Source organism: Burkholderia mayonis, from assembly GCF_001523745.2.
GTDB lineage: Bacteria > Pseudomonadota > Gammaproteobacteria > Burkholderiales > Burkholderiaceae > Burkholderia > Burkholderia mayonis.
In genome coordinates, this window is record NZ_CP013387.1 from 1,404,887 (window position 1) to 1,425,584 (window position 20,698).

The 20,698-nt window shown below is 71.6% G+C and carries 3 protein-coding genes; all 3 read right to left on the minus strand.

Going from position 1 to position 20,698, the window contains the following annotated elements:
- Positions 1-17: 17 nt before the first annotated feature.
- Genes WS70_RS24910 through WS70_RS24920 form a run of 3 tightly spaced genes read right to left on the minus strand, consistent with a single transcriptional unit; the run spans position 18 to position 20,682 of the window.
- Positions 18-18,896 carry a non-ribosomal peptide synthetase gene (locus WS70_RS24910; RefSeq protein ID WP_059598167.1) on the minus strand — a complete coding sequence of 6,293 codons (18,879 nt, stop codon included), beginning with the start codon at positions 18,894-18,896 and terminating at the stop codon, positions 18-20.
- Positions 18,893-19,525, minus strand: a complete 633-nt coding sequence (locus WS70_RS24915) for a GNAT family N-acetyltransferase (protein ID WP_059598168.1) — start codon at positions 19,523-19,525, stop codon at positions 18,893-18,895. Before WS70_RS24915 ends, WS70_RS24910 begins: the two co-directional genes overlap by 4 nt.
- Positions 19,522-20,682, minus strand: coding sequence for a GntG family PLP-dependent aldolase (locus WS70_RS24920; protein ID WP_082722408.1), 1,161 nt, complete (start codon positions 20,680-20,682; stop codon positions 19,522-19,524). The genes WS70_RS24915 and WS70_RS24920 overlap by 4 nt, the downstream gene beginning before the upstream one ends.
- Between the last annotated feature and the right edge of the window lie 16 nt (positions 20,683-20,698).

Sequence of the window (20,698 nt, forward strand, 5' to 3'; positions counted from 1 at the left end):
ACGCGCCGTCATTCGCGTCAGGCACGCTCGGTCAGCAGCGCTTCCAGATAGCGAATGGTCGGGTTCTCGTAAAACTGGCGCAGCTGGATCTTCACGCCGTAACGGCGGCCGACCTCGGCGACCATCTCGATCGCTTTCAGCGACTGCCCGCCCAGCACGAAGAAATCGTCGGTCACGCCGATCTGCTCGACTTGCAGCAGGCGCGCCCACACGTCGATCAGCTCGCGCTGCAGCGCGGTGCTGGCCGCCTGCCTGCCCGGCCGCTCGTCGACCTCGATCACCGGCAGATTCCGCGCGTCGACCTTGCCGCTGTCGGTCAGCGGAATGGCGGGGATGAAGTGGACCTGATCGGGGATCATGTAGTCCGGCAGCGACTCGCGCAGCCAGGCGCGCACGGCGTCGCGCGTCAGGTACGCAAGGGGCGCGACGTCTCGTCCGGACGCGTCGGCTTGCTCGGCGGCGGCATCGCCGCCGGCGCTCGCGAGCCACACGCGCGCCAGCCCGAGCGCCGCCGCGAGCCGCCGCCACTGCGCGAGCCGCGCCGCGCGCGCGGCGGGCGACTTCGCCGGCGTGCCCGCCGCCGCATCGTCGAGCACGTACAGCGCGTTCGGCTCGACGCCGTCGTCCTGCTGCGCGAACGCGAGCCGCAGCGCCGCGTCGCGGCCGAGCACAGGCGCGGCGGACCGCGCATCGCCGCCCGCCGTCGCCTCGACTCGAAGCGGCACGGCCTGGCAGAACGCCGTCACCGCGCTCGCACGGTCCGTCACGACGAGCTGGCACGCCGGGAAACGGCGCGCGAGCTCGTGCGCCGAATCGTCCGGATTGCCCGAACCGTCCGGCGCCAACGCGAGCGCCGCCACGGCGAGTTCCGGCCGCTGCTCGAGCGTGAAGCCGTACTGCGGCGCGCCGCCCGGCCCGGCCGTCACCTGATGGTTGCTCGCCGTCTGCTCGACGTACGCGACGAGCCGGCCGCCATGCGCCGCATCCTCGCGATACTGGAGCGCGGCGGCCGCGATCGCCGGATGGCCGCGCAGCGCGCTGCCGATTTCGTCGAGCTCCACGCGATTGCCGCGGATCTTCAACTGCTTGTCCGCCCGGCCGTGGAAGTAGATGACACCCGCTCGATCGCCATGCCCGAGGTCGCCCGTCCGGTACAGCCTGAGCGGCGCGCCGTCGACGACGACCTCGACGAACGCGCGCGCCGTGCCTTCGTCGTCGTTCAGATAGCGCCGCGCGAGGCCCGGCGACGCGACGCAGATCTCGCCGATCACGCCGCGCGGCACCGGCTGCAGATGCGCGTCGAGCACGTGGAGGCTCGCGTTGCCGACGGGCCGGCCGATCGGCACGGTGTCGCCGGCGAACGGCTCGGCGCAGTCGAAGCGGCTTGCGTCGACGGTCACTTCAGTCGGACCGTAATGGTTCGCGAGGCGGCAGTCGAACGCGCGCGCGAAGCGCTCGGCCAGGCCGCGATACAACGCCGCCGCACCGCAGATGACCTGCCGCAGCGACGCGAGGCCCGAGATTTCGCCACGCTCGCGCGCGTCGACAAGCGTCTCGAGCATCGCCGGCACGAACTGGGCGAGCGTCACCTGCTCGCGCTCGATCACGTCGGCGAAGCCGTGCGCGCTCTTGAGCGCGTCGTCGCCCATCACGACGACGCGCGCGCCGGACGCGAGCGGCCAGAACACGTCCTGGATGAAGACATCGAACGTGAACGGCGTATGGAACAGCACGCGGTCGCGCGCGTCGAGGCGATAGGTCCGCTGCAGGTCCGCGAGCATGCTGACGACGCCGCGATGCTCGATCTCGATGCCCTTCGGCGCGCCGGTCGAGCCGGACGTGTGCAGGATGTACGCGAGCTGGCGCGGATCGACGGGCGGCGGATTGCGGTCCGAATAGCCGCCGAGCGCGCCCATCACGTCGTCGACGCACACGACGTCGTACGGGAACGCGGCGAACGCGCGCCGCTGGCCGCTGTGCGTGAGCGCCCAGCGCGCGCCCGCGCTGCGCAGGATCGCGTCGACGCGCTTTTGTGGATACTGCGGGCCGATCGGCACGAACGCGCCGCCCGCCTTCAGGATCGCGTACAGCGCGACGATCATCTCGACCGACGGCCGCAGCATCACGGCGACGTTGTCGCCGCTCGCCACGCCGAGCGACAGCAGATAATGCGCGAGCCGGTTGGCCTGCCGGTTCAGCGTCTCGTAGTCGTACTCGACGCCCTCCGCGACGAGCGCCGTGCCCGCCGGCGTGCGGGCCGCCTGCTCGGCCATCAGCGCATGCATCGTCGCCGTCGCATCGTAGTCGACGCGCGGGCCGTGCAGCGCCGCCGGCGGATTGCCGTTCGCGCCGACCATCGTGTAGCGATGCAGCGGCCGGTCCGGGTCGTCGAGCACCTGATCCATCAGCGCCGTCATGTTGTCGAGCATCTGCTCGATCGTCGACGCGTCGAACAGATCGGCGTTGTAGATGCAGCTGAACATGATGTCGCTGCCGAACTGGTCGACGACGAAGTTCAGATCGAACCGCGACGACTTGTTCTCGGTGTCGACGACGTTCTCGAGGCTGAGCGCGAGGCCGTCGAACTTCAGCCGGCCCATCAGGTCGCTCTTGTTGTTCTGCACGCCGTACATGATCGAGAACAGCTTCGGCCGCGACAGATCCTTCTCGTGCTGCAACTGCTCGATCACCTGGTTCGACGGATAGTGATAATGCTCGAACGCCTCGAGCGTGCGCTGCGACACCTGCGCGAGCAGCTCGCCGAACGTCATGTTCTCGCCGATCGTGCAGCGGATCGGCATCGGCGTCGCGAACAGGCCGAGCAGCGGCTTCAGCCGTTCGTCGGCACGCCCCGCGATCGGGCAGCCGATCACGAAATCGCGCTGACCGCTGATGCGGCTCAGATAGCAGTCGAGGATCGCGAGCTGCAGCATGAAGAGCGTCACGTCGTGCTGCTTCAGGTATGCCTCGATCTTGCGCACGACGCCGCGCGGCAGCCAGGTTCGCAGCGCGTCGCCGCGGTACGACATCAGGTTCGGCCGCGGACGGTCGGTCGGCAGGTCGAGCGGCGGCGGCAGCGTGCGGTACATGTCGAGCCAGTAGCGCTTGTGCTCGTCGAACGCGCCCGAGCGCAGTTGCTGGTGCATCCATTGCACGTAGTCGAAATAGCCGACTTCGAGCGCCGGCACGTCCGGCGCGCGCCCCGCCGCGTGCGCGTTGTACAGCTCGCTCAGCTCCAGCATCAGGTTGATCAGCGACGTTTCGTCCCAGATGATGTGGTGCACGACAAAGATCAGCTGATGGAAGTCGCCCGCGTAGCGCGCGACGTGCAGCCGGAACAGCGGGCCGTTCGCGAAATCGAACGGCGCGGTGCCGAACCGCGCGCCGAGCCGGTTCGCCTCGTCGATCGCGTCGGCGCCGGTGAGCGTCGTGCGATCGAGGAACACATCGTCCGCGCGGACGTCGATCGCCGGATCGACGATCTGGATCGGCATGCCGTCGCGATAGTCGAACTTCACGCGCAGCACGTCGTGCCGGTCGAGGATCGTCCGCCACGCGGCGACGAACGCGTCGCGATTCAGCTTGCCGGTGAAAAACAGGTCGGCGACGCTGATGTTGTAGACGGGGCTCGTCGGGTCCATCTGGTACGCGTACCACTCCGGCACCTGGCACGGCGCGAGCTCGTAGTGCGCGCGCGCGGGCAGGCGCTCGACGCGCGCGGGCCCGGCCGTGTCCGCCGACGCGCGCAGCGCGTCCAGCGCCGCCGCGACATCGCGAAGCTGAGGCGACTGGAACAACGCGCGCAGCGGCAGCGCGACGCCGAACAGCGTGCGGACCCGCAGCGTCAGTTCGGCCGCGAGCAGCGAATGGCCGCCGAGCTCGAAGAAGCTGTCGAGCGCGCCGATCTCGTCGACGTCGAGCAACTCGCGCCACAACTCGGCGAGCCGCGCCTCGGTCTGCGTCGCGGGCGCGACGTGCTCGTGGCGGCGGAAGACATCCTGATCCGCCGGCTTCGGCAGGCGCTTGCGGTCGACCTTGCCGTTCGCGTTCAGCGGGAATTCGTCCATCAGCACGAACGACGCGGGCACCATGTAGCTCGCGATGCGGCCCGCGACGAACGCGCGCAGCTCGGGCACGGTCGGCGCCGGATGGCGATGCGGGATCACGTAGCCGAGCAGATACAGGCGATCCTTGCCGTCGCGCGCGGCGACCACCACCGCCTGACGCACGTTGTCGTGATCGCCGATCGCTTTTTCGACTTCGCCGATCTCGACCCGCTGACCGCGGATCTTCACCTGGAAGTCCTCACGGCCGAGGAACTCGAGGGTGCCGCCCGGCCGGTAGCGCGCGAGGTCGCCTGTTTTGTACAGGCGGCGGCCCGGCTCCGGCGAGAACGGGTCCGGCACGAACGCGCGCGCGGTGCGCACCGGATCGCCGAGATAGCCGCGCCCGACGCCGACGCCGCCGATGTAGACCTCGCCCGTCACGCCGACCGGCACCGGCTCGAGACGCTCGTCGAGCAGATAGGTCGTCAGGTTCGGCAGCGTGCCCTGGATCGGCACGTACGGGAACGCGGTCGACATCGGCTCGCGGATCCACAGGTGGCTCGTGTCGTCCGAGCACTCGGTCGCGCCGTATGTGTTGACGACGGGAATGTGCGGCGCGCACGCGAACCAGCGCGCGCACAGCGCGGGCGTCAACGCTTCGGCGTTGCTGACGTACACGCGCACCCGGTCGAGCCGGTGATGGCCCGGCCGCGCTTCGAGCTCGTCGATCAGGATCTTCATGTGCGACGGCACCGATTCGAACACGGTGACGCCGTCGGCGTCGAGTTGCGCGAGCAGCTGCTGCGGGTCCCACGCCGCGTCGCCCGGCATCACCGCCGTGCGGCCGCCGGCCAGCAGCGCGACGAGGTATTGCCAGATCGACACGTCGAAGGTGGTCACCGCCATCTCGGCGACGACGTCGTCCGCGCCGATCGCCAGGTCGTCGATCTTCGCGAGCAGGTGATTCAGCATCCCGCGCTGCTCGATCATCGCGCCCTTCGGCTGCCCGGTCGAACCCGACGTATAGATCACGTACGCGAGCGACGACGGCGCGAGCGGCAGGAAGTCGATCGCCGCCGCCGGCTCGCGCAGCAGCGCGTCGAGCGCGATGCGCGCCGCCTGCGTCGCCAGCGCGTGCGCGCGCTCGGCGCTCGCCGCGTCGTGCACGACGTAGCGCACGTTGCCCAGCTCGGCGATCCGGTCGAGCTTGTGCGCGGGATCGTCGGGATTCATCGGCGTGAACGCGACGCCCGCCTTCAGCACGCCGAGCATCGCGACCAGATAGTCGAGATTGCGGCCGACCAGCAGCCCGACCAGATCCTCGCCGCGCGCGCCGGCCGCGAGCAGATTGCGCGCGACGCGATCGGTCGCGCGGTCGAGCTCGCCGTAGGTCAGCGACGCATCGCCGCAGGTCGCCGCCACGCGCGCCGGATGCAGCGCGGCCTGACGCGCGAACAGATCGCGCACGTAGACGCCGTCGGGCAGCGGCAGCGACGCCTGGTTCAGCGTGCGCACCTGGTACGCGCGCTCTTCGTCGCCGAGGAGCGGCAGCGCGTGGAGCGCGCCGTCCGGATGCGCGGCGACGCCGCCGAGCAGGTTCCGGTAGTGATCGGCCATGCGCCGGACCGTCGCGGCCTCGAACAGGTCGGTGCTGAACTCGAAGCCGCCGTGGAGCCGCCCGTCCTGCGCCCAGGTCGCGAGATACAGGTCGAACTTCGCGGTCCGGTGCTCGGGCTCGACGCTCGTCGCGGCAAGGCCGTCGAACGCGGCCGGTTCGAGCGCGTCCGCCTCCTGGTACGAGAACATCGTCTGGAACAGCCCGCTGCCGTCGCGTTCGCGCCGCGCGTTCACGCCGGCCGCGATCTCTTCGAGCGCGACGTCCTGATGATCGAACGCGTCGAGGCAGGTCGCGCGCACGTGCTCGAGCAGGCTCGCGAAGGTCGTCGACGGATTCGCCCGCACCCGGATCACCAGCGTGTTGACGAAGAAGCCGACGACCGACTCGAACTCGGGCCGCGTGCGGCCGAGCGCGGGCACGCCGATCAGCAGATCGTCCTGCCGCGCGTAGCGCGCGAGGAGCGCCGCGTACGCCGCGAGCAGCAGCATGAACATCGATACGTGATGCCGTTGCGCGACCGCCTGCAGCCGCGCGGCGAGCGCCGCGTCGAGCTCGAACGAGAACGCTTCGCCGCGGCCGCTCGCTTGCGGCGGGCGGTTGAAATCGGTCGGCAGTTGCAGCACGGGCAGCGTGCCGTCGAGCTGCGCGAGCCAGTAGTCGAGCTGGCGCTCACGTTCGCCGCCGTCGAGCACGCGGCGGTGCCACGCGGCGAAGTCGCGGTATTGCAGCGCGCGTGGGGACGCATCGGCAGCGGCGCGCGCCGATGCATCGCCGCCGCGCGCCGCGTTGTAATGGCGTGCGAGGCTGCGCTGGAACAGGCCCGCCGACCAGCCGTCGACGACGATGTGATGAAACACTGACAGCAGCACGTGCTCGTCGTGCGCGCGCTTCACGAGCGCGAACGTCGCGAGCGGGCCGCGTTCGAAATCGAACGGCGTGTCGAGCGCGCGGCGCACGAGCGCTTCGAGCGCGGCGTCGCGCGCATTAGGCGCGAGCGCCGACAAGTCGTGCGCGTCGAGCCGCGGCTCCGCTTGCGCGGCGACGACCTGCATCGGCGTCTCGCCTTCGACGACGAAGGTCGTGCGCAGCGATTCGTGCTCGTCGAGCGTGCGCGCGAGCGCCGTGCGCAGCGCGGCGGCGTCGAGCGGCCCGGCGAGCTTCAGAAGGTCCGGCAGATGGTACGCGGTGCTGTCCGGATCGCGCTGATGCAGATACCAGAGCCGGTATTGCGCGCCGGACAGCGGCGTCGCGCGCGCGTCGATCCGCTCGATCGGCTCGATCGGTTGCGCGGCTTCGTCGGGCGCGGCGTCGCGGCTCGTGCGCAGCCGCTCGACGAGTACCGCGAGCGCGCGCACCGTCGGGCAGTCGAACAACGCGGCGACAGGCAGCCGCACCGCATACATCGCCTCGACGCGGCTATTGATGCGGATCGCGAGCAGCGAGCTGCCGCCGAGGCTGAAGAAATTGTCGTCGACGCCGAACGTGCCGTCGCCGAGCAGCTCGTGCCAGAGCGCGAGCAGCGCCGCTTCGGTCGCCGACAGCGCGGGCGCGGCCACGACCGAATCGTTCGCCGCGAGCAGCAGCGCGCGGCGGTCGACCTTCTGGTTCGCCGTCAGCGGGAACGCGTCCATCACGACGACCTGGGCCGGCACCATGTGCGCGGGCAGCCGCGCGCGCAGGAAGTCGACGAACGCCGCGCCGTCGGTGCCGGTGGCCGCGCGCGCGCCGGCCGGCGCTTTGTCGAGGGTCACGTAGCCGATCAGCGGATTGCGCGCATGCCGCGCTTCGCCCGCGAGCACGACCGCCTGCGCGACTTGCGGATGCGATTCGAGCACCGCCTGGATCTCTTCCGGCTCGACGCGGATGCCGTCCACCTTCACCTGGAAGTCGGTGCGGCCGAGGTAATGGAGGCGTCCTTCGAGGTCGTAGCGGACCAGATCGCCGGACCGATACAGCCGCGCGCCGGGCACGACGGCGAACGGATCGGCGACGAAGCGCTGCGCGGTCAGCGCGGGCCGCCCGTGGTAGCCGTGCGCGACGCCGACGCCGCCGATCCAGAGCTCGCCCGGCATGTCGGCGGGCACCGGATTCAGGCATGCGTCGAGCACGTGCAGATGCGCGTTCGCGACCGGCCGGTGCAGATAGACTTCGCCGTCTTCGAGCGCGCGCTCGACGTCGATCCGGTCGACGATGCTGCCGATCGAGCATTCGCTCGGCCCGTAGATGTTATAGAGCGCGATGCGTCCCGCCGTCGCGCGATGCCATTGGCGGATCGCCTCGAGCGTGACCTTTTCGCCGCCGATGCTGACGAGCCGCACCGCGCCGAGCCCGGCCGCGCCGCCGCTTGCCGCGAGATGCTCGCTCAGCACGCGCCAGTACGCGGTCGGCAGCGTGAGCACGCTGATCCGCTGCGCGCGGCACGTATCGACGAGCGCCGGCACCGAACGCTTGACGCTTTCGTCGCCGACGTACAGCGACGCGCCCGCGCACAGCGGCGTGAAGATCTCTTCGAGCGACGCGTCGAACGTGAGCGGCGCGAACAGCATCGCGCGATCGCCATGCGTATAGCCGAAGCGCTCGACGACCGTGCCGATGTAATTGACGATGCCGCGATGATGGAGCACCGACGCCTTCGGCGCGCCCGTCGTGCCCGACGTGTAGGTCAGGAACACGCCGTGGTCGGGCGTCGCATCGACGGCCGGCGCGGCCGCGGCGCGCGCGCGCCACGCCGCGCCGTCGAGCGCGAGCCGCTTGCCGTCGAAGCGCCCGAGCGACACGCCCGCCGACGCGAGCACGTGGCGGCAGCCGCTGTCCGCGATCACCGCGTCGAGCCGGTCGGGCGGCAGCCGGACGTCGACCGGGAAGCAGATCGCGCCCGCCTTGATCGTCGCGATGATGCCGAGCACGGCGTCGACGCTGTGCTCGGCCTCGACGCCCACCACCATCCCCGGCCGCACGCCCGCTTCCCACAGGATGCCGGCGAGCCGGTCGGTCCGGCGCGCGAGCTCCGCGAAGCTCAGCGTCTGCCCCGGCGACACGAGCGCCGGGTTCGCCGGCGCGACCGTCGCCCAGCGGTCGACGAGCCGGTGCAGCAGCGCCGGGCCGGTCGCGCCGCCCGCCTCGGCGAGCACGTCGCGGTGGTCGACGGGCGCCGCGTTGCGCAGCCGGTCGACGATCGCCTGCTCGTCCGCCGTCAGGAACGCGAGGCGCCCAACGGCCTCATCGGCGTCGGTCGCCACGCCGTCGAGCAGCGCGCGGAAATTGTCGAGCCAGCGCGCGACGGCCGGCGCATCGAAGCGGTCTGCCGCGTACACGCACGACAGCGTGAGCCCGTCCGCCGCTTCGCGGAACGTGACCGACAGGTCCGCGACCGGCGCTTCCGGCGCGCCGTCGAGCAGCTCGGCGCGCAGGCCGTCGCTGTCGTTGTCACCGTCCGCCGCGCGCGCGTCGTGCGCGAGCGGCTCCGACTGCAGGTCGAACATCGTCTGGAACAGGCTGCCCGTCGCGTCCGTGCACTGCTCGGCGATCCGGTCGAACGGCAGCGCGTGATGCCGGTACACGCGGCGCAGATCGTCGCGGACCTGCCGCAAGAGCGCCGCGTAGGACAGATGCGGCCGCACGCGCGCGCGCACCGGCAGCACGTTGACGAAGAACCCGACGAGATTCTCCAGCTCCGCGCGTCCGCGATCGTTGTACGGCATCCCGACGACGAGATCGCCCTGCCCGCTCAACCGGTGCAGCCATGCGAAACAGGCGGTGATCAGCACTTCGTACAGCGACGCCTGCTCGCGGCGCGCGAGCGCCTTCAGCCGCGCGAGCGTGTCGGCCGGCCACGCGATCGACAGCCGGCGGCCCGCGCGCGCCCCGGCGTCGGCGCCGTGACGCGCGACGGGCAGCGGCGCGCGCGCGGGCAGCCCGCGCAGGTAGTCGCGCCAGAACGCGCGCAGCGCATCTTCCGAGCGGGCCAGCTCGCGCTGCGCCCAGACGCTGTAGTCCTGGTACTGGATCGGCAGCGGCGCGAGCCGCGGCGCACGCTGCGCGCGCTGCGCCGCGTAGCATTCGAGCAGATCGCGCAGGAACACGTTCGCGGACCACGCGTCGACGACGATGTGATGAAAGCTCACGGCGAGCACCGCGCTGTCGGCCGCCGTCTGGATCAGCACGAGCTTGAAGAGCGGCCCCGCGGCCAGATCGAACGGCTCGACGGCCATCCTCGCCAGGTAGTCGCGGACGAAACCGTCCTGCATCGACGGCGGGTTGCCCGTCAGGTTCATCTGCAGCAGGTCCGCTTCGCGCGCGTCGCTGTCCGGCGCGTGCTGACGCGGGCCGTCTTCCGTATCGACGAACCGCGTGCGCAGGATCGCGTGCCGCTCGACCACCGCCGACACGGCCGCGCGGAACCGCGCCGGATCGAGCGCGCCGGTCACGCGCAGCGCGCCGACGACGTTGTAATCGACGCTGCCGCGATCGAACGCCTGCACGAGCCAGAGACGCTGCTGATACGGCGACAGCGGAATCGGCGCGCCGGCCGGCGCGCCGGGAATGCCGACATGGACGCCGGCCGCGTCGAGCGCGCGCGCGAGCGCCGCGAGATCCTCGGCCGCGAAAAAGTCCTTCAGCGCAATCTCGCGCGCGAGGCGCGTCTCGATCAGCGCGACGGCCCGTGCGGCTAGCAGCGAATGCCCGCCGAGCGCGAAGAAGTTCGCGTGCGCGTCGTCGACGGGCTCGCCGAGCAGCTCGCCCCAGATGTCGGCGAGCGCGCGCTCGGTTGCGGTGCGCAGCGGTGTGCGCGGCGCGTCCGCGTCTGCGTTCGACGCGCGCGGCGCGGGCAGCGCCGCGTAGTCGACCTTGCCGTTGCTCGTCAGCGGCAGCGCGTCAAGCTCGACGACGTGCGCCGGCACCATGAACGCCGGCAACTGCGCGGCGACCGCGCGCTTGACGCGCGCCGCGCGATCCGGCGCGCTGGCCGTGTTCGCGCCGGCGCGAACGGCCGGCGCGAACACGACGTACGCGACGAGTTGCGGGCCGGCTTGCGGATGATCGACCGTGGTGACCACCGCGTCGTACACGCCGGCGTCCGATTTGACGGCATGCAGGATTTCGCTCGGCTCGATCCGGTGGCCGCGAATCTTCACCTGATCGTCGGCGCGGCCGACGTAGTCGAGCTCGCCCGCGTCGTTCCAGCACACGAGATCGCCGGTGCGGTACATCCGCGCATCGGGCGCGCCCGCGAACGGATCGGCGACGAGGCGCGCGCGCGTCAGCGCGTCGTTCGACCGGTAGCCGCGCATCAGCGATGCGCCGCCGATGTACAGCTCGCCGGGCACGCCGCGCGGCGCGAGCTGGCCGTGCCGGTCGAGCACGTAGATGCGGACATTGTCGAGCGCGGCGCCGATCGACGGCGGCTCGCCGCTGGCGCCTTGCGCGACTTCGCCAGCCGTCGCGACGACGCTGTTCTCCGACGGCCCGTAGTGATTGAACAGCCGGTAGCGGGCGCCGGCGGGCGCGCGGCGCGTGAGCCGCTCGCCGCCCGTCAGCAGATACGCGAGGCTCGGCGAGCCGGGCCAGCCGTCCGCGAGCACCGCGTGCGCAAGCGGCGTCGCGACGAAGCAATGCGTGATGCGCTGCGCGGTCAGCCAGTCTTCGAGACGGCGGGACGACTGCCGCGCCGCGTCCGGCGCGAACCAGACGCTCGCGCCCGTGCACAGATACGGCCAGATTTCCCACACGGCGGCGTCGAAGCCGATGCCCGCCGTCTGGCTCGCGCGGATCGACCGCGGCGCGTCGTGCAGCCCGTACGCGCGCGCATGCCATTCGCACAGGTTCGCGAGGCCCCGGTGCGGGATCTCGACGCCCTTCGGCGCGCCGGTCGTGCCGGACGTGTAGACGATGTACGCGAGATCGTCCGGCGCGGTTTCGATATCGAGATCGCCGTCCGGCAGCATCGCGGCTTCCACCGCGAGCGCGTCCCACCAGACGGGCGCGGCGGCGTCCGGCGTCTGCGCGGGCGCGGCGTCCGGCTCCGTGACGACGAGCCGCGCGCCGCTGTCCGCGACGATGCGCAGCTTGCGCGGGTCCGGATAGCGCGGGTCGATCGGCACGTACGCGGCGCCCAGCTTCAGCACCGCGAGCGCGGCGAGCGCGAACGACGGGCCGGGATGCATGCACAGCGCCACCGCGTCGCGCGGCGCGACGCCGAGCGCTTGCAGCCGGCGCGCGAGCCGGTTCGCGACCGCGTTGAGCACCGAATAGCCGATGCGCGCGCCGTCTTCGCCCGCGATCGCGAGCGCGTTCGGATCGGCGTGCGCGATGCGTTCGATCTGCCGATGCACCGGCGCGCCGGACCACGGCGCGGCCGGCCCGGCGCCGAGCCGCAGCAGCGCGTCGGCTTGCGCGTCGCCGACGAGCCGCGTGCGGGCGGGCGTCAGGTCCGGCGTTTGCAGCACCTGTTCGAGGATCAGCCGGTATGCGTCGAGCAGGCTTCGCGCCCGCTCGACGCTCAGCGCGGCGCGCCGGAAATTCATCGCGATCCGCATGCGCGCGTTTGCGTCGGGGCTGCAGCGCAGCGTCAGGTCGAATTTCGCGCTGCGGTCGGGACGGCGCTCGACGCCGAGCTGCGCGTCGCCGAATGCGCGCGGCGGCAGCCCGCGCTCCTCGAAGTCGAACATCGTCTTCACGAGCTCGCCCGCGCCGTCGCGACGGTCGCCGCCCGCGAGCGCCACCATCCGCTCGTAGCTGACATGCGCATGCCGGAACGCGCCGACGCACGCGTCGCGCCATCCGCGCACCTGCTGCTCGAACGCGTCCGCGTCGCCCACCTCGACGCGAATCGGCAGCACGTTGACGAACATGCCGATCATGTCCGCCGTGTCCGGCAGATCCCGGCCCGCGTATGCGATGCCGATCAGCACGTCGGCGTCGCCGCCGAATTTCGCGACGAGCAGGCCGTAGGCGGCGAGATACACCGTCGATTCGGTCACGCCCCAGCGCGCCGCCGCATCGCGAATGTTCTCCGCGAGACCGGCCGGCAGCGTGTCGCTGACTTCGTCTCCGGACCGCGCGCCGGGCGCGTCTTGCGTGTTGTGCGTGTTGTGCGTGTTGTGCGTGTTGTGCGCCGCGCCCGCGCGGGTCGTGCGCAGCGCGGCGATGCCCGCCGGCAGTTCGCCCGCAAGCTGCGTCCGCCAGAACGGCAGCGACGCGGCCTCGCGTTCGCGCGCGGCCTCGGAGCGGCTCCACACGCAGTAGTCCGCATAGTGCGGGGCGTCCGGCGCGTCGAGCGCCGCCGCGCCGGCTGTCCCGGCGTGCAGGCCCGCATAGCGCGCGGCGATATCGTCGAGCAGGATCGCAATCGAGCGTCCGTCCGCGACGATGTGATGAAGATTCAGCAGCAGATAGCCGTCGTCATCGGCGAGCGGCAGGTATGCCGCCCTGATGAGCGGACCGGTCTCGAGATCGAAGCGCTGCGCTTCCCACGCATCGATCCGCGCCTGCACGGCCGCGTCGCGCGCCGCCGCCGATGCGCCGCCGACGTCGGCCGACAGCCGCTCCACGTCGACGGGGAACGGCGGCAAAACGACCTGACATGCTTGGCCGTCATGCTTCGGGAAGCACGTGCGCAGCGCTTCGTGGCGCGCGACGGTCTGCGTGAGCGCGGCCGCGAGCCGGTCGAGATCGAGCGCGCCGCGCACCCGGAGCGCGCCGCAGACGTGGTAATCGGCGCTGTCCGGTTCGAGCGTCTGCAGCAGCCACATCCGCTGCTGCGCGGGGCTGAGCGGCGCGCGCGCGGGCCGTCCGGCGCGCGTGAGCCGCTCGGGCGGACGGATGAGCGCGGCGGCCTCGCCGCGCAGGTGCGCGGCGAGCGCCGCCACCTTTGAATGCGCGAACAGGTCGGCAATCGACACCGTGATGCCGAGCCGCGCGCGAATGCCCGACGCGACGCGCGCGACCAGCAGCGAATGGCCGCCGAGCGCGAAGAAATCGTCGTCGGCGCGCACCGGGCCGCAGCCGAGCACATCCCGATAGACGCTCGCCACCGTCTGCTCGACCGGATCGGCAAAGACGGGCTCGTCTCCGGCTTCGAGCGTCGGAGACGGCAGCGCGCGCCGGCTGATCTTGCCGTTCGCATCGAGCGGCAGCGCGTCGACGATCACGAACGCGGCCGGCCGCATGTACGACGGCAGCCGGCTATCGACGAACGCGCGCAGCGCCGCTTCGGTCAAGCTCGGATCGCCCGCGACGTATGCGGCGAGCAGCTTGCCCGACGGTTCGCGCTCGAACGCGATCACCTTGCATTGCGCGACGCCCGGATGCGCGGCGAGCACCGCTTCGACCTCGCCCGGCTCGACCCGGAAGCCGCGGATCTGCACCTGGTCGTCCGCGCGGCCGACGAAATGCAGCCGCCCGCTTTCGTCGAGCCGCACGATGTCGCCTGTCGCATACATCCGTGCGCCGGGCGCGTCCACGCCGGACGCGTCCGCGTCGGGGGCCGGCACGAAGCGCTCGGCCGTCAACGCGGGCCGATTCAGATAACCGAGCGCGAGGCCCGCGCCGCTCACGTACAACTCGCCGCTCACGCCGAGCGGCGTCGGCCGCAGTTGCGCGTCAAGGATGTGCAGCGACTGGCCGCGAATCGGCGCGCCGATGTCCGGCAGCGGCGCGAGGCGGTCGTGCGCGTCATCGCCGTGAGCCGACGCGGGCGCCGGCTCGACCGCGCCGCTCGTCGTGACCACGGTGTTTTCGGTCGGGCCGTACGCGTTGATCAGCCGGAAGCCGTCGTCCGCGCGGCCGCGCGCCTTCAACTGGTCGCCGCCCGTCAGCAAGAAGCGCAGCGCGCGCGGCCGTGCGGCCGCCGCGATGAATGCCTCCGCGAGCGGCGTCGGCATGAAGCAATGGCTGATCGCGTGCGCGTCGAGCCAGCGTGCGAGCTCGGCCACGTCGTGCCGCGCGTCCGGCGCGGGCTCCGCGAGACTCGCGCCCGCACACAGCGCAGGCCAGATTTCCCACACGGCCGCGTCGAAGCCGGGGCCGGCGAGCATCGCGGCGCGCGCGCCGGCGTCGAGCGCGAATGCGTCGACGTGCCAGTCGACGAGATTCGCCAAGCCGCCGTGCGTGACGAGCACGCCTTTCGGCTGGCCGGTCGAGCCGCTCGTGTAGATGCAATACGCGGGCTGGCCCGCATTGAAAGCGATGCGCGGCAGCGGGCGGCTCGCCTGTCCTGCGAGCGTCGCGTCGTCGAGCTCATCGAGCTCGTCCGCGCAGACGATTTCCGCGCCGGCCGCGGGCAGGCTCGACCGGTCGCGGCGCGTGGTCAGCACGAGATTCGCGCCGCAATCGTTCAGCAGATAAGCGAGCCGCTCGGGCGGATTCGCGAGGTCGACGGGCACGTAGGCCGCGCCGACCTTGAGCGTCGCGAGCGCGAGGAGCGTCTGCGTCGCGCGCTCGCCGACGGCGACGACGACCCGGTCGCCGGGCGCGACGCCGTTGTCGAGCAGCACATGGCCGAGCGCGTCGGAGGCGCGCGCCAGTTCGCCGTACGTGAGCGTGCGTGCGGTGCCGGCAAGCGCGATCGCGTCCGGCTGCCGGGCGGCCGTGCGGCGGAATCGATCGACGACGCTGTCGCCGCCTGCGCCGGCCGCCGCCCCCTGCGCAAGCGCTCGATGGGTCAGGTTGCGGCGCAGCAGCTCGCGCTCCGCGGCCGACACGTGCGGCACGTCGCCGAGCCGCGCGGGCGCGGCGTGCGTGAGCGCCTCCAGCACGCAGCGGTAGTTCGCGGCGAGCCGCTCGATCATCTCGGCCGAGTGGCGATCGGCGCGGTAGCCGATCGACGCCGCGAGCTCGCCGTCGTCGTCGATCAAGGTGAAAGCGATGTCGAACGGCGCGCGGTCGTGCCGCGATTCGCACGACGTCAGCGTCGCGCCGCCCAGCGCGAGCCGGCCGCCCGCGTCGCCGAGCGCGAACGGCGACAGCCGGTCGCCGGCGTCCGCTGCGTGATCCGATGCGCGTGCATCGGCGCGCGCCGCGCTCGGCGCGAGCAGCGAGATCACGGTTTGCACGAGCGCGCCGTCCTGCGCGCCCCGCTCGACCGCGAGCGCTTCGGTCAGCACGGGCAGCGGCAGCGCCTGATGCCGGAGGCCGCCGACGATCGCGTCCTTGACATCGTGCAGCCAGTCGGCGAGCGGTTTGCGATCGTCGAGCGCAATCCGGATCGGCAGCACGTTCGCGAAATAGCCGATCGTGCGTGCGTCGGCCGCGCGCGGGCGGCCGTGCGCGGGCATCCCGACGACCACGTCGCGCTGGCCGGCGTAGCGGCCGAGCAGCAGCGCGCCGGCCGCAAACAGCACGTGATAGGTCGTGAGGCCGTGCCGCTGCGCGAGCGTGCGCACGGCATCCATCGTCCGCGCGTCGATCGCGAAGCGGTGGGCGCGCGCGCCGACGCCTGCGGCGGGCGCGGGCGTCGAAATCGACGTCGAGGTCGACGTCGACGGAAACGCGGAGCGCGCGGGCATCCCGCGCAGCCGATCGCGCCAATACGCGGCGTGCCCCGCCGCTTCCGGCGAGTTCAGCCAGCCGCGCTGCCATGCGGCGAATTCGCGGTAGCCGCCGGGCGCGGCGAGCGACACGTCGGCGTCGCGCGCGAGCGCGTCGTAGAGCTGCTTCAATTCGGCGACCAGGATATCGAACGACCACATGTCGACGACCGCATGATGCAGCGCCAGCGCGACATAGGTCGCGCTCGGCCCTTGCGCGAGCACCGCGCGCCACGTCGCGCGGCTCAAGTCGAACGGCGCGGCGAGCGCGTCGCGCGCCGCTTGCAGCGCGGCCGCGTCGTCCGCGCAGCGGACCGTCGATTGCTGCAATGCGTCCGCTTCGCGCGCGACCGGGCGGCCGTCGATTTCGGCGAACGTCACGCGCAGCGCGTCGTGGCGCGCGGCGAGGCGCGCCAGCGCGAGCATGAACCGCTCGGGATCGAACGCGCCGTCGACGGCGGCGACGAAGCCCTCGTTGTAATCGCGCGATTCGCGATCGGCCTGCTGGATCAGCCACAGCGCCGCTTGACCGGGCGTTGCGTCCCAGCCGGCCGCCACCGAGGTCGACTCGAATCCGGCCTCGGCAGTCCCCGAAGGCGCGGCTACTGCTTCCGATGGCACCTGCGCTGCCCGCGCCGCTTCATCCAACGTGGCCATCGCCCCTGCCGACCCCGCCGACTCTACCCACGCGCCCTGCGCGAGCGCGCCGATCTGCGCCGCCAGCTCGCCGAGCGTCGCGTCGCCGAACAGCAGCTCCGCGGGGGCATCGATCTTCAGCGCCGCGCCGAGTCGGTGCTGGACGTTGACGAGCGCGAGCGAATCGAGCCCGAGCGCGGCGATGGGCCGCGTCAGGTCGAGCGCGTAGAACGGCGTCTTCATGATTTCGGCGAACTGGCTCAGCACGAAGCCGTCGACGATCCGCGCGAAGCCGTCGCCGCGCGCGGCGGCAAGCATCGCGTGCAGCTCGGCGAACGGCTGCGCGGCGGCGCGCACGCCGGTCTCGCCGGGACGCACGTCGTGGAGCGTCTTCAACTGCCCGTCGTCGAGCTCCGCGCGCACGGCGCCCCGCTGCACCTTGCCGCTCGACGTCTTCGGAATCGAGCGCTCCTTGATCAGCACGAGCCGTTCGAGCGCGAGCCCATAGCCCGCCGAGATCCGTTCGACGATCGCCGCGGCGATCTCCGCGCACTGCGCGGCCGGCGTGTTGCGCCGCACCTCGGCGACGACGGCGAGCGCCTGCGTCGCGGCGTCGTCCGGCCCGGCGTCGTCGCCCGCGAGCGTAAACGCCGCCGCGCCATCCGGCACGAGCGCCGGATGGGCCGCGGTCGCGGTCGCTTCGAGATCCGACGGGTAATAGTTGTCGCCGCGCAGGATGATCACGTCCTTGCAGCGCCCGGTGACGACGAGCGCGCCGTCATGCAGGAACCCAAGGTCGCCTGTCGCGAGATACGGCCCCGCACCGTCCGCGGTGTGGTTGCCGAAGGTCTGCGCGGTCTGCTCCGGATGGTTCCAGTAGCCTTGCGCGACGTGCGGCCCCTTGACCCAGATCTCGCCGACTTCGCCGTCGCGGCGAACCGCGCGGGTGTCGCGGTCGACGATCGCCACTTCGCAGCCGGCGGCGGGCCGGCCGCAGCCGACCCGCTGAAACACCGTCCGGCGGCCGGCCGACGACATCATCGTTTCTTCGATCACGCCGCTCGGCGCGTGCCCGCTCGATCCGGCGACGAGGAGCGTCGCCTCGGCGAGACCGTAGCTCGGCCGGAACGCTTCGCGGCGAAAGCCGCACGCGCCGAAGCGCGCGACGAAGCTGTCGAGCGTGCGCACCGAGATCGGCTCCGACCCGTTGACCGCGGCCGTCACGCTCGACAGATCGAGCCCGTCGAGCTGCTCGGGCGAGATTTTCTCGACGCAGAGCTGCCACGCGAAGTTCGGCGCGACGGTCAGCGTCGCCCGGAAACGCGACACCGCCTGCAGCCAGCGCAGCGGATTCGCGAGGAAATCCATCGGCGCCATCAGGTACGTCGGATAGCCGACGTAGACGCCCTGCAACAGCGTCATCAGCCCCATGTCGTGGAACAGCGGCAGCCAGAACACCGCGCGGCTGTCGGGCGTGTTGCCGCAGGTCGTGCGGATCATCTCCTCGTTCGCGAGCAGATTGCCGTGCGACACCATGATGCCCTTCGCCTGCCCCGTCGAGCCGGACGTGTATTGCAGGAACGCGACGTCGTCGCGCGCGGCCGCGTGCGGCCGGCAGCCGGCCGGATCCACGTCGCCGAGCGCGTCGACGACGACGAGCTCGACCGCGCGAAGCGGCGGATTCCGCTCGATGAACGCGTGAACGGACGCGTACTGCTTGCGGCACAGCATCACGACGCGCGGCTGCGCGTCTTCGATGATCTTGCTGAGCCGCTCGAAGTGGTGGTTGTTGCGCGGCGCGTACGCGGGCACCGCGATGAAGCCGCCGTAGAGGCAGCCGAAGAACGCGGTTACGTAGTCGAGGCTCTGCGGGCAGACGATCAGCACGCGATCGCCCGGCGCGCCGCTCGCGGCGAGCCGGGCCGCGATGCGCCGCGCGGCGAGATCGAGCGCGCCGAAGCTGAGCGTGCGATCCTCGTCGTGCGGGCTCAGATAGCGGTAGGCGAGCGCGTCGCCGTTCGCGGCGGCGCGGTGCGCGCACAGGTCGACGAAATTCTCGAACGCCGTCATTGCGCACCTCCCGCCGCAGCTTGCCGAAGGGTCCGCCATTCGCGGTTCAGCAGCGCATAGCCGTACTCGTCGGACCACGCTCCCTTGAAGAAGATGTTCTCGCGATAATGCCCTTCGCGACGAAAGCCCTGCCGTTCGAGCAGCCTTTGCGCGCGCGCGTTGAGCGCGTCCACCGTCGCGACGATGCGGTGCTTGCCGAGATCGGCGAACAGCAGCTCGATCACCCGCGACACCGCTTCGAGCGCGAAGCCCTGCTGCTGCGCGGCGACGTCGAACGTCACGCCCAGCTCGGCCTGGCGGCCTTCGTCGAAGAAATGCACCGCGACGTCGCCGATCAGCGCGCCGTCGGCCTTGTGCTCGGCCGCGATCTGGAACCACGTGTCGTCGGTATCGAACGTGAGCGCCTGTTGCTCGGCGAAGAACGCGTCCGCTTCGTCGTGCGTGTACGACGACCAGCTCTGGTAGCGGGCCACGTCGGGGTGGTTCCGGTACACGGTGAACGCGGCCAGATCGCCGCGCCTGAACGGCCGCAGCACGAGGCGCGGCGTGGAAATGGGAAAAGTGGTCATGCGGGTTCCTTCATGGCCGAAATCGAGGTGCGCGTGGGTCAGCGAGAAGGCGCTCATCATTGCGCCTCCGGCGCGGCGGCCGGCTTGGACGCCGGTGCGAACGGACGGAGAATCGCCCGCGCCGCGTCGACGGTGCGGTTGATCGCGTCGTCGTCGATCATGTAGTGCACGACGGCCCGGATGACCCCGTCGCCGAGCACGCCCATCCGGATGCCTGCGCCGTGCAGCGCGGCGAGAAAAGCTTCGTTGCCCGGCTCGGCGACATCGAAGAACACCATGTTCGTCTCGACCGCCGCCGAGCGCAGCGCGACGCCCGGGATCCGCGACAACTCATCCGCGAGGCGCGCCGCGCGGCGGTGATCGTCGGACAGCCGCGCGACCATCGTGCGCAGCGCGACGAGCCCGGCGGCCGCCATGATGCCGGCCTGCCGCGTGCCGCCGCCGAGCAGCTTCCGATAGCGCTTCACGCGATCGATCAGGCCGGCGCTGCCGCACACCATCGAGCCGTACGGCGCGGCGAGGCTCTTCGACAGGCAGAACTGGACCGAATCGACGTGCGCGACGATGTCGGCCGCGCTCACGCCGAGGCTCGCTTGCGCGTTGAAGAGGCGCGCGCCGTCCATGTGCACGGCGAGCCCGTGCGCGTCGGCGAGCGTGCGCACCCGCCGCAGATAGTCGAGCGACAGCACGCGGCCGCCGGCGAGGCAATGCGGATTCTCGAGCGCGATCACCGCGGCGGGCGCGCACTGGTAGTCGGTCTTGTCGCGGATCGCCGCGCGCAGCCGCTCGACCGGCAAGCTGCCGTCGTCCGCCGTCGCCACGGGATGCAGCACCGCGCCGCCGACGAGCGACACGCCGCCCGCCTCGTAGTTGTAGAGATCGGAGCGGTCGCCGAGGATCACTTCGTGCCCGCGCGGGCACTGCGCGAGCAGCGCGGTCAGGTTGCCGAGCGTGCCGCTCGTGACGAACGCCGCCGCCTCCTTGCCGGTCATGCCGGCCGCAACCGACTCCAGCTCGTTGACCGTCGGGTCCTCGCCGTAACAGTCGTCGCCCACGTTCGCCGTGAACATCGCGTGCCGCATCTCGGCGGTCGGCAGCGTCACCGTGTCGCTCAGGAAATCAATCATCGCCTCGGTCCATGTGTTGGGTCGTCCGGCCTGGCTGCGCCGGTTCGTCGTCGAGACCGCCGCCTTCGCGGCCGTCGTCGCGCGTGTCATTGCATGTGCGTGTCGC

What these genes read in the sequence shown, in the direction of transcription:
- WS70_RS24910 (WP_059598167.1), bottom strand. Translation starts at nt 18,896, where the DNA reads ATGACGGCGTTCGAGAATTTCGTCGACCTGTGCGCGCACCGCGCCGCC.
- WS70_RS24915 (WP_059598168.1), bottom strand. Translation starts at nt 19,525, where the DNA reads ATGATGAGCGCCTTCTCGCTGACCCACGCGCACCTCGATTTCGGCCAT.
- WS70_RS24920 (WP_082722408.1), bottom strand. Translation starts at nt 20,682, where the DNA reads ATGACACGCGCGACGACGGCCGCGAAGGCGGCGGTCTCGACGACGAAC.